At 71.2% G+C, this 2427-nt stretch carries 2 protein-coding genes; one reads left to right on the forward strand and one right to left on the reverse strand.

The features are described 5' to 3' along the window. On the reverse strand, positions 1 to 1223 hold a 1223-nt coding region (locus KSNIM_RS38910; RefSeq protein ID WP_263108380.1), incomplete at its 3' end, for a M35 family metallo-endopeptidase. 674 nt (positions 1224 to 1897) lie between these two features. Here KSNIM_RS38910 and KSNIM_RS38915 point away from each other — a divergent pair. Then, a complete protein-coding gene (locus KSNIM_RS38915) occupies positions 1898 to 2083 on the forward strand; it encodes a YegP family protein (RefSeq protein ID WP_263106398.1) in 186 nt (61 codons plus the stop codon). The last annotated feature ends 344 nt before the right edge of the window (positions 2084 to 2427 follow it).

The raw sequence follows: 2427 nt of genomic DNA on the forward strand, positions 1-2427 counted from the left end.
ACCACCCCGGCGTCCACCCGGTCCGCGAACAGGCCGGTCCAGTTCGGCGCGATCGGCAGCGGGTAGCCCGGGTCGACCTTGTCGGTCGCGACGTCGTAGCGGTAGTACTTGCCGGCGACGAAGAAGTAGGCCTTCCCGTTGTTCCACAACACGGGGGCCGTGACCATCAGTTCGGAGACTTCCTCCGCGAAGTACTCGTGGTTGTCGGCGTTCCGGACAGCGTCCGCCGGCTTCGTCGACGCGAGCGCGCGGGCGTTGGTCTGCCCGTAGGCGAGGTCGTCGGTGCTCGAGACGGCGTGGCTCAACTCGTGCACCAGCGTGCCGAACTTGGAGTCCGTGCCGGTCACCCCGGCATTCCAGAAGGCGGAGCAGAGCCAGACCTTGCGCGTCCCCTTGTAGGTGTAGGCGTACCAACCCGGCTGGCAGCCCGAGCCGGTGAGGTCGTAGGTGATCGTCTGACCGGCCAGCACCGAGCAGATGTCGTTGAAGTGCGTGGAGACGGTCGAGTACCGCGCCGCGTCGTAGGCGCCGAACCACTCGGTGGACGCGGCGTTGCCGGCGCCGGGCGTCCAGGCCAGGTGGTGCCTCGACTCCTCGCCGAAGGCGCCCGCGTTCTCGTGCGCGGCACGCACCTCCGCCTGCTGCGCGGCCGTCCCGCCGATGAGGGTCGGCGGCAGGACACTGATCTTGGCAGCCGCCAGGGCGGTCTTGGGTGCCTGCGGCGGCCCGAGTTCGCGGCGCACGTTCTCCGCGACGGTGGGGCGGGGCTCGCCGTCCTCGGCCACCTCGAACGTCGCCGAGAGCGGATCGAGTTGGAAGCCCTCGTGGTTGACGCTCAGCCGCAGCGCCGGCGCACCGGCCTCCTGCGGGATGGCGTCGAGGATCTCCGCGTCCAGCGTCACGGTGTATGTGCCGGGTTCGGAGATGGGGAACGACGTGGTGAGGTCGACCTGCTGGGTCACCGACTCGCCGGCGCGGACCAGCCGGTACGACGACTCCTCCGGCTCGCCGCGCTTGACGAAGCGGCCGTCGTAGGGAATGGTCACGCCGTCGCGGCGGACCTGGAAGTACTGGAACACCTCTTCGCCCTCGAGCGGCGTGTTCCAGACCAGGAGGCGGACGTCCTGGCTGCTGATGTTGGTCAGTTCGAAGGTCACGAGGATCGGCTCGCCGAGCCGGTAGCGGGGCTCGGCTCGCAGGGAAACGCGGAAGTAGTCCTTCATGGGGCTCTTGCTCCTCCGGGTGCCGGCGCCATCCGCAGTCCGGCACCGGTGCGCTCGGCCGTTCGGCCTCGTCGACCCGCTCGGGTCCCGCACCGGTGCGCGGGAGGATGTTCGTCCGGCACGGAGTGGAACAACCGAAGTGTTCCGTCGGATGTGCGGAAGTGATCCGGGACCGGTGCGGAGGGCTCTGCGCGGTATCGCGTTGCCGCACCGTCTCCGGGGGCGCCGGGACCAAGTCGTCCTCCCCGGCACCATATGGGGGGTGAGGTCCCCCTCAGGCCCCCACCATCGTGGGCCTGCGAACAGTGCCGCGCAACCGCGGGCAGCCGGTAACTCCTTGTGTGCAAGGCCAGTTCGGGTTCCCGGCTCGCACACCGTCACCGGGCATCCGCCGCAGCCCGTCACACTCCGCGCAACGACCACGGCGAATGCCGGGGCCGGCCCCGGCGGGGACCGCGGAGAGTAGCGGGCCACCGCGGCACGAGCCCCACCGCGAGAGCAGAGCCGGGGATCGGGACGGCGACCACGACGGCCCGTTCGGCGGGCCTGCCCGCCGGGTACATCCGGAACCCGTCCGGCGCGCCCACCCGAACGCCTCGGTCGGCATGCGGCACAAGGGAATCGTTCCTACGGTGCCCGGAGAGGGGGATCCCCGTCGAGAGGTGAACACTGACATGGCAGGCAAGTTCGAGCTGTACGTCGACGAGTCGGGCAACCACCGCTTCCGCCTGAAGGCCAGCAACGGCTCGGTCGTCGTCACCGGCGACCCGGAGGAGTCGCGGGAGCAGTGCCTGAAGAGCATCGAGTCGCTGCGCAAGCTGGCACCGTACGCCCAGGTGCTGGAGGTCGCCGGCTCGTAGCCGCCGACCGGCCGGACAGCGCGCGGGCCGGCCGCCCCCGTCGAGGGCGGCCGGCCCGTTCGCGTGCGTGCCGTCCGGTGCCGGACCGCATCGGATCTCCCCGAAAGCCTCACACATGACACCTGTCCGACGTTCGGGTGCCGTGCGTAGGGTCCGTTTCGCAAGGCCGCGCCCTGCCGCGCGAGAACCGACCCCGGCAGATCCCATGGACTACTGCGCACCGTGCCGACGCCACCTCAACGGCGCACTGTCCTGCCCCGGCTGCGGGGCAGCCGGCGGCCCCGCCCCGGTGGACGCGACGGCGGTACTGCCCGCCCGCAGCCCGGCCCACCCGGGCCGGGCCG

This window comes from Kitasatospora sp. DSM 101779 (assembly GCF_025655475.1).
In the GTDB taxonomy this organism is placed as follows: Bacteria; Actinomycetota; Actinomycetes; order Streptomycetales; family Streptomycetaceae; genus Kitasatospora.